The sequence below is a fragment of the Streptomyces sp. 13-12-16 genome, from assembly GCF_002114215.1.
In the GTDB taxonomy this organism is placed as follows: Bacteria; Actinomycetota; Actinomycetes; order Streptomycetales; family Streptomycetaceae; genus Streptomyces.
The window spans coordinates 1-8203 of sequence record NZ_NCTE01000224.1; the positions used below are offsets into that span (position 1 = coordinate 1).

The window sequence follows — 8203 nt, forward strand, 5'->3', positions numbered from 1 at the left end:
CTCGACGGCGGGATCAGCGGCTTCGCGATCTCCCACAACCCGTCCGGAACAATCCAACTCCACGTACCCCGCCCCATGTCGAGTTCAACGACGCCGCACCACATAGGACACGGTCTAAGAGGTCGTTTCAGTTGGTGAGTCGGCGGTAGCTGATGAGAGCTGCGGCGATGCCGACGAAGGCCAGGAAGTGCTCGGCCTTTCGCTCGTAGCGGCGGTGCAGCCTTCGGCATCCGGCCAGCCAGGAGACCGTTCTCTCGACGACCCAGCGGTGTCGGCCCAGCCGCGTGGACGACTCGATGCCTTTGCGGGCGATGCGGTGGCGGATGCGACGCTCGCGAAGCCATTTCCGCAGGTGGTCGTAGTCGTAGCCCTTGTCTGCGTGGAGCTTGGCCGGGCGTCGGCGGCGCGGTCTGCGGCGGGAGCGGACGGGCGGGATCCCGCGCACGAGCGGTTGCAGGCCGAGGCTGTCGTGCGTGTTAACGCCGGAGATGCCCAGCGACAGGGGCAGTCCGTTGCGGTCTGTGATCAGGTGGATTTTCGATCCCGGCTTGCCGCGGTCGGTCGGATTCGGTCCGGTGAGTGGCCCCCTTTTGCCGCCCGGACGCTGACGGAGTCGATGGCGCATCGCGACCAGTCCAGCTCGCCCCGAGCGCCGAGTTCGTCGAGGAGCACCCGGTGCAGCCTGGCCCACACCCGCTCTCGGCTCCACTGGGCGAAGCGCCGGTGGACGGTGGCCGCCGCCGTGCTCGGCCCGCTGCTCGTCAACGGGGTGTTCGCGGGATGACGTTCGTGCCCGCGGCCTCTCTGGTGGTGGGCGCTGTCGAACCCGAGCACGCGGGTCGGCTTCCGGGCTGCTGCAGACCACCCAGGAGCTCGGCGGCGCGATCGGGCTTGCCGTGATCGTGTCGGTGTACGCCGCCGGAGCCGTGCCCGGCGCGTTCGTACCGGGTGTCCGGGCGGCCTTCCTCACCGCAGGCGCGCTGACCGTCATGGCCGGCCTCACGACGGTACTGGTCCTCAGGACGGGTCGCCGCTCGCGCCCGTGAGGAGGGGTCCTGCGGCGGCCGTCCGCTCGACGGCCGCCGCAGGACCCGGCGTTCACGGCTCCGCCGTGTGCGCCCGTGTCACACGCCGGGCACGGCCGGGGCCGCTACGGCTCGCCGGGTGTCCTCGGTGATGAGATCCAGGTTGACCGCGGCCGCCGTCTTCAGACCGGCGGCGGCCGCACCGATCACGGTCTCCGTGAGGCTGGTGACGTTGCCGGCCGCGTACACACCGGCCACGCTCGTCGCTCCTTGCGGGTCCGACACGACATGGCTGCCCGCGACCTGCCCGAAGAGGTGGAGTTCTGTCGTCTCCAGCCCCAGGCCGCCCAGCCCGTCGAGCCGGGCGGTGAAGCGGGGCGCGACCACCAGGTGCCCGACGTCCGACCGGCGCCCGTCGGACAGCACCACACCGCGCAGCGGCCCCTCCGACACGTCCAGGTGTGACACCTCCCCCTCGACCACCCGCACGTCCCGCGCGGCGAGACGTGCGCGGGACGTGTCGTCGAGCCGCGGTCCGGTGTGTGAGAACAGAGTGATCTCGTCGCTCCACTGACTCCACAGCAGTGCCTGCTCCACCCCGACCGGGCCGGTGGCCAGCACACCGATCGCCTCTTCACGCACTTCCCACCCGTGGCAGTACGGGCAGTGGAGCACCTCGCGTGCCCAGCGCTCGGCCACGCCGGGCACGTCGGGCAGTTCGTCCACCAGGCCGGTGGCGAGGAGCAGGCGGCGGGCCCGTACGACGGTGTCGTCATCGAGTACGACCTCGAAGAGCCCGTCCTCGGCCCGCTTGGCGGCGACGACCGTCGCATCGACCGCGCGCGTCCCGAAACGGGCGACCTCCTGTCGCGCGAGGGCCAGGAAGTCGGCGGGAGCGATGCCCTCGTGGCCCAGGTAGTTGTGCATGCTGTGCGCGGGAGCGTTGCGCTGTCGTCCGGCGTCGACCAGCAGTACGGTGCGCCGGGCGCGTCCGAGGGTGAGCGCGGCGTTCAGGCCGGCCGCGCCGCCCCCGATCACGATGACGTCGTGGATCCGGTGGTGTTCCATGGTGTTCCTCTCGTTGGGCGGCGATCTTCCGGCCGGCCGCCGACGGGCCCCAAGGCGTCTTGCCGACCTGGCAAGATGGGAGTGTGAACCACGATGAGCTGGAGGAGGTGCTGCGCATGGTCGGAGGGCGTCTGCGGACTCTGCGGCAGCAACGTCACGCGACACTGGACGACATCAGCGCGCGCAGCGGCATCTCCCCGAGCACGCTGTCGCGGCTGGAGTCCGGACAGCGCAAGTACACCCTCGATCTGCTCCTCCCCCTGGCGGTCGCCTACGGCCTGCCGCTCGACGAACTCGTCGGCGCGCCCGTGACCGGTGACCCGCGCGTCCATCTGCGGCCCGTCTCCGTACCCGGCCAGGACCAGACGGTCGTCCCCCTGGTCCGCCACTACGGCGGCCCCCACGCCCACAAGCACGTACTGCCGCCGGGGACGACCACCGCCTCGAGGCAGGGACTCCACACGCATCAGGGCTACAACTGGGTCTACGTGCTGCACGGGCGGCTGCGCGTCACCGCGGGCCCCCGGCAGGTCGTCCTGGCGGCCGGGGAAGCTGCGGAGTTCGACACCCGGCTGCCGCACGCGCTGGGCAACGCGGGTGAGCAGCCGGTGGAGTTCCTCAGTCTCTTCGGGGCCCAGGGGGAGCGGATGCGTGTGGTCACCTCGTGGGAGGAGGCCGCCGAGGGCGACGAGGCCGAAGACCGGGTGTGACGGGAGCGTCTTGCCGGGTCGGCAAGAGGGTTCAGCGTCGGCGCGGAGCGTCGTACATGATCCTGCTGCCTGGCCCCACCGACCGATTCCGGAGAACAGCCATGCCCGTCACACCGCCTCCCGTCGACCCGGAACTCGCCGCGGCGATCGATATCGACGCCCTGCGCATCACCCTCACCCATGAGGTGATCGAGAAGCTGCGGACCGCGGCCGCACCCGCGCCTACCCTGGACGAGCTGCGCCGCGACGGTGCCTTCACCGTCGAGGAACGCCTCGCCCCTGCGGCCGGCGGCGGCACCGCCGGCGTGCCCCTACTGGTGTGCCGGCCCGCCGGTGCCAGGGGGAGGCTGCCCGTCCTGTACTACCTGCACGGGGGCGGCATGGTCATGGGCCATGCCCGGCAGCACCTGGACTACGTCCTGGAGTGGGCGGAGGAGCTGGGAGCGGCCGTCGTGTCGGTCGAGTACCGCCTGGCCCCCGAACACCCCTACCCGGCGGCGCTGGACGACGGTCTGGCCGGGATCACCTGGATTGCCACCCACGGCCGGGAGGCGGGCATCGACCCGGAACGCGTCCTCGTCACCGGCTTCAGCGGGGGCGGCGCCGTGGCCGCGGGGCTGACCCTGCGCCTGCGGGACGGAAGGGACCTGCGCCCGGTGGGGCAAATGCTGGTCTGCCCCATGCTCGACGACCGCAACGACACGTGTTCCGCCGTCCAGTTCACGGCGACCGGCGGCTGGAACCGAGCCACCAACGAGGCCGCCTGGTCCCATGTGCTCGGCGCGCGCCGGGGCACCGCCGACGTGCCCGCCTATGCCGCGCCCGCCCGCGCCGAGGACCTGTCAGAACTGCCGCCCACGTACCTCGAAGCCGGATCCGCCGAGACGTTCCGGGACGAGGTGGTCGGCTACGCCTCGGCGATCTGGGCGGCCGGTGGTGACGCGGAGCTGCATGTGTTCGCCGGGGGCTTCCACGGTTTCGACTTCCTCGTCCCCGGGGCCGTCCTGTCCCGCGACGCGCGGGAGGCCCGCCTGAAGTGGCTGCGCCGGGTCCTGCCCACCCGGTCGTGAGATGGACCGGAACGGTGGTGACCGGCTCGGGCCGAGGCGCGGCGGCAGGACCGGCCGGCGCCTCACCGGGGTGGCGCGGGCCCGGCCGGGCACCGTCACGGGTCGGGTCATGTCGAGAAGTACGGTTCCCGTATGCATCTCGCTCTCGGGCGCTGTCACGTTGTTGGGTGGGTAGCTGTCTGATGGTGCGTTGTGGTGTGGTGGAGCCGGTTCCGGGTGCTCAGGCCGTGGCGGGGAGGCCGGCGACTCCGGTGATCTGCTCCCAGATTGCAAAGCGGACGGTCATTTCGGCGCGGTAGCGGTATGCGGGCATCAGATGGCGGTGGGGCCGGAAGTGAGGTGAGATGCCGCTGAACGCGGACAGAAACCGCTGGGCTCCGCCCACGGAGCGGAAGTTTTTCATCGCCCGTTCGCGCTGCCTCGTTGGCTGGTGGCTGTTCTCCGCCCTGTTGTTCAGGCCCTTGTGTGGGCGGTGCTCCACGGAGGGCATGACCTCACGGTGGGCGGCGCCGTAGGAGCGGAGCTTGTCGGTGATGATCACTCTGGGCACCGTGCGGGTCTTCTTGAGGAGCCTGCGGAAGAAGCGTCGGGCTGCGGCCTTGTCCCGCCGGTTCTGCACGAGGATGTCGAGGACGTGCCCGTCCTGGTCGACGGCCCGCCACAGATACTGCAACCGCCCGTTGATCTTGATGAAGACCTCGTCGAGGTGCCACTTGTCTCTGGGCTGGGGCTGCCGACGGCGCAGAGCATTGGCGTAGATCTGCCCGAACTTGCCGCACCAGCGGCGGATCGTCTCGTGGGAGACGACGATCCCGCGCTCAAGCATGAGCTCCTCGACCTCGCGGAACGACAGCGGGAAGCGGAAGTACAGCCACACGCAGTGGGAGATGACCTCGACCGGGTACCGGTGCCCCTTGCACGACAGCGACGCACTCCCCACAGACGATCCTTCCCAGCCCGATCAATCCGAAGATCATCCCATCGGTCAGCCAACGTGACAGTGCCCATCGAGGAGATCGCGGAAGAGACGGCCGAAGAGATCGGCGGTGAGATCGCCGAAGAGGTCGTCGAGGGACTCTTCGACTGACCAGACACCCAGAGGATGCGGCGACAGCCCGATCGCCGCCGCATCCCCCAGGCGAAGACACCGTCAGTGAACCTCTTTCGTTCTGGGACGCGAGGGTGAAACGAGCCGGTCAGTGACTGTGGCGACGAGGCTGGGCCCCTCGTCGTTGGCGTGGTGATCCACTCAGCACACCAGCGACCGGAAGGGGCCCTGTTGGTTCCGTGTCCTGCCATGCGCGATGTTCCGCACGAGCTGGTCGAGCACGTCTCGTGGCTGATCTACGCACGAAGGCGTGAACTGGGCTCCCCGTGGCGACGACTTGGCTGCTGCAAGCAGACTCTGCTCACCCTGGCACATCTTCGGAAGAACGAGTCGTTCGCCCAGCTCGGCGCCGGATTCGGTATCTCGGAGGCAATCGCCTGGCGTTACGTGGACGAGCCCATCGAGGTCCTGGCCGCCTGGGCACCGGGGCTGCATGAGGCCCTGGCCGGTCTGGGCGAGGGCGACTTCGTCATCGTCGACGGCACGCTGATCCCCACCGACCGGGTGGCCGCGGACGAGCCGTACTACTCCCGGAAGCACAAGCGGCACGGCATGAACATCCAGGTCATCGCCGCACCCGACGGCACACCCCATGGGGCATCCCCTGCCGGCAGAGCTTGGGGAAGGGTTCTCCCTCGCGACACCGGGACGCACGCACGGCCTGACCTCGGCCCGGGCCCACGGCATCGCGCAGGCCTGCCTGACGAGGCGGATCCTCGTCCCTACCAGGGCGCCGGCGCCACCGTCCGCACCGCCCAAGCCGTACCCGTCCTCCTGACCTGCGACTACACAGGATGAAAGAGGTTCAGTCACCCCTGGATCACCGCGGTGGCCGTCGCGTGGCGGCGTACCGCGTCCTCAAAGAGGCGGTGCACGGTGGTCGACGCGGGTGGCGTGCCGGCCGATGCGGTGTCCGGCGTCGTGAGGGTCATCAGCCTTCCGTCCCCGTCGCGGTTGTCTGCTTCGGCCTGCCCTGGGTGCGGCCCACGTCGAGGAAGCCCAGGATCGCGGGCACCGGGGAGATCACCCGGTCCGCTTCGTCGAGTTCGAGGCGGTAACGCGTGCGTACGTCGGGAAGCTGGCTCCAGTGGGTCGGCGGACGCAGGTGGTGCTCCTGGTGGTAGCCGTCGTTGAACGTCAGCAGGTTGTAGAGGCGGCCGTAGTGGCTGACGGAGTTGGCGTAGCGGTCGTCGGGCTCGGCACCGAAGTGCCGGTAGTAGTTCTGCACGTTGACCAGGGCGAGACCCAGGAAGATCGCGGGCACGTAGGCGATCAGGAGCCACTGCCACGACAGGACGCCGAGCCCTACGACGAAGGCGAAGTGGGCGAGCCGGTCCAGGCGTATCTGCCGCAGTTCGGCGGCGCGCGGCCCGTCGGCGCGGGACGCGTACCGGACGGCGGACTCGTCGGCGGTGACGCGGAACAGACGGGTGACGGAGAACAGGGACCGGGCCAGATCCGCCATGGAGCTCAAGGCGCCGCCGGCGATGTACCGCATCAGGCCCGCGTGCTCGCCGTCACGGCCGTCCCGGTAGGTCGATGAGCTGTCCTTCGTCGTCCCGTCGGCACCGGGCCGGTCGTTGTTGTAGCGGTGGTGATTGCGCACATGGCTGAGTTCATAGGCCTTCACCGACTGCGCGATGTTCGACGAATTCAGCATCGACATGGCGCCGTTAAGGAATGCGGCCCGGAACCAGGGCTGATGCGTGAAAAGATGCGAGATAATGATGATGTTGTACACCATCATGAACACGAGCAGCGCAAAAGAACCGGCGCGTCCTGGTAACCCCGTCTCGTCCCACGAGGCCGCGAGCGAAATGGTCACCCCGAACTGTGCAATACTCAGGGCGACCAGTACGGCATCGAGCGGACTGTTTCTCCACACCATCTTGGACTTCAATTGCCCTCCCGGCACGTGTCGAAGAAAAGCATTCGGCCACCGTTTCACGGCAAGTTCCAGTGAAACACTGTGGCAGGCTTCCGGTGACCAGTCAATGTTGTACGGATTCCGCGGCGACCTCGTTGGCGAGGGGCGACGGCGAAGTGTTGACGAGGCAGCGGCCGCATCGCATACAACGGTGGGGGTCCCTCGTACACGAACGGCCGGAGTGACCTCGTATTGACGGGCCGGAGTTCACGCCCCCGGTCCACCCGGCGGGCCTCCAGCTCTTTCCCGATGTCGTCCCAGACCTTGGCGTATCCGCGGGCCCCGTGATCGCTGTGCTGAAATGGCAACGTTACGTCCGGCACACTACGTCAGCCGGTCGGTCGCCGCATCACCGCCTCAGCACATTTCGTCGGATGTTCCAAGGCTGCCGATCGGCACTCGGCCGACGGGCTGGCCGCCATGGATTCAAGCCGTCAACGGGTGCGGGCACAGGCGGACGCAAACGTCAAGACGGAGAAACGGACAAACTCATTCGTCTGCACGGAGAACCGTGTTTCGCCGCCCTTGAAATGCGTTGGCCCCAATCGGTGGGGGATCGGAATTAGCGCTTCCGAACTTTTTCGCGTCGAGTGCCGGGAACAGCGTGCTCGCGCGGCGCCCTGATGATGGCCCGAAGATGGTGTCGGTCCGAATTCTGGTCGACGGTACGGGGACTCGGGCGTCGTCGGGCGTGGTGGTACGAGACGATGGCCGGCCGTCGGGCCGCGCTCGGTCGGCGGCAGGGAGCCGGCCACCTCAGACGGTGGTGCGGGCGGCCGAGGGCTGGACGACCTGGCGGGGGCGGCGTTCGGCCCGCCGGATCGCCGACAGGGCCCGGCCGGTCAGCACGCTGGTCACCAGCGCCATCGCGACCAGGGCGGGATACGGCGGCACCGTGAGGATGCCCGCCTTGTACCCGACTGCGAGGACGACGAGCTCGGCCAGGCCCCTGGTGTCCATCGCGGCATGCGCGACCGGACGGCCGGTGGTGCGGACCTCTCACGGAGCTCGTCCGGGTGCTCACGTGGTGCCGGCACTGCTCGTGGTTCTCCTTCGGGCCAGGATCACAAGCCTGGCTTCAGGCACTCCACGAAACCGAGGTCAGCTCAGTACCCGGGACACGGTCGCAGACCCTGCCGCTGCGGTCGCACGGACCGGCCGTCGAACGCCTCCCAGCCCCGGGCCGGGGGCCGGGGGCTGGGAGGCGTGCCGCCGTCGACCGAGCGGGTCAGCGGCCGGTCGTCTCCCGGGGTCGGTCGCCGGAGGTGCCGCCCGGTGGCGGCGGGGCCGGGGCG

General features: G+C 69.4%; 7 protein-coding genes and 2 pseudogenes. 3 read left to right on the forward strand and 6 right to left on the reverse strand.

What is annotated here, in order from left to right:
- Positions 1 to 127: 127 nt before the first annotated feature.
- Positions 128 to 732 (reverse strand): annotated as a pseudogene (locus B7767_RS10215) (IS5 family transposase); the annotation flags it as partial.
- Between the two features lie 392 nt (positions 733 to 1124).
- The gene (locus tag B7767_RS10220) at positions 1125 to 2093 is read right to left on the reverse strand and encodes an NAD(P)/FAD-dependent oxidoreductase (protein ID WP_085571912.1); all 969 of its coding nucleotides are present in this window, start codon (positions 2091 to 2093) and stop codon (positions 1125 to 1127) included.
- A gap of 83 nt (positions 2094 to 2176) precedes the next feature.
- Here B7767_RS10220 and B7767_RS10225 point away from each other — a divergent pair, with 83 nt between their 5' ends.
- Entirely contained in the window at positions 2177 to 2803 is a 627-nt protein-coding gene (locus B7767_RS10225) for a helix-turn-helix domain-containing protein (RefSeq protein ID WP_256923386.1), read from the forward strand.
- Between the two features lie 101 nt (positions 2804 to 2904).
- On the forward strand, positions 2905 to 3873 hold the full coding sequence (locus B7767_RS10230) for an alpha/beta hydrolase (RefSeq protein WP_085571913.1): 969 nt from the start codon (positions 2905 to 2907) through the stop codon (positions 3871 to 3873).
- 220 nt (positions 3874 to 4093) lie between these two features.
- Here B7767_RS10230 and B7767_RS10235 read toward each other — a convergent pair whose 3' ends face one another.
- Positions 4094 to 4813: an IS6 family transposase gene (locus tag B7767_RS10235; RefSeq protein ID WP_085571914.1), complete on the reverse strand. Its 720-nt coding sequence runs from the start codon at positions 4811 to 4813 to the stop codon at positions 4094 to 4096.
- Between the two features lie 263 nt (positions 4814 to 5076).
- On the opposite strand from B7767_RS10235, the pseudogene B7767_RS10240 reads away from it, so the two are divergent.
- Positions 5077 to 5734, forward strand: a pseudogene (locus B7767_RS10240) (transposase family protein); the annotation flags it as partial.
- Between the two features lie 56 nt (positions 5735 to 5790).
- Here B7767_RS10240 and B7767_RS47890 read toward each other — a convergent pair.
- The 3 genes from B7767_RS47890 to B7767_RS10250 form a co-directional block, all read right to left on the reverse strand.
- Positions 5791 to 5913, reverse strand: coding sequence for a hypothetical protein (locus B7767_RS47890; RefSeq protein ID WP_256923387.1), 123 nt, complete (start codon positions 5911 to 5913; stop codon positions 5791 to 5793).
- Positions 5913 to 6881, reverse strand: a complete 969-nt coding sequence (locus B7767_RS10245; protein WP_218775784.1) for a fatty acid desaturase — start codon at positions 6879 to 6881, stop codon at positions 5913 to 5915. The genes B7767_RS47890 and B7767_RS10245 overlap by 1 nt, the downstream gene beginning before the upstream one ends.
- 783 nt (positions 6882 to 7664) lie before the next feature.
- Positions 7665 to 7868 (reverse strand): hypothetical protein, encoded by a 204-nt coding sequence (locus B7767_RS10250; protein ID WP_085571915.1) that lies wholly within the window; start codon positions 7866 to 7868, stop codon positions 7665 to 7667.
- Positions 7869 to 8203 lie beyond the last annotated feature (335 nt).

What these genes read in the sequence shown, in the direction of transcription:
- B7767_RS10220 (WP_085571912.1), bottom strand. Translation starts at nt 2,093, where the DNA reads ATGGAACACCACCGGATCCACGACGTCATCGTGATCGGGGGCGGCGCG.
- B7767_RS10230 (WP_085571913.1), top strand. Translation starts at nt 2,905, where the DNA reads ATGCCCGTCACACCGCCTCCCGTCGACCCGGAACTCGCCGCGGCGATC.
- B7767_RS47890 (WP_256923387.1), bottom strand. Translation starts at nt 5,913, where the DNA reads ATGACCCTCACGACGCCGGACACCGCATCGGCCGGCACGCCACCCGCG.
- B7767_RS10250 (WP_085571915.1), bottom strand. Translation starts at nt 7,868, where the DNA reads ATGGACACCAGGGGCCTGGCCGAGCTCGTCGTCCTCGCAGTCGGGTAC.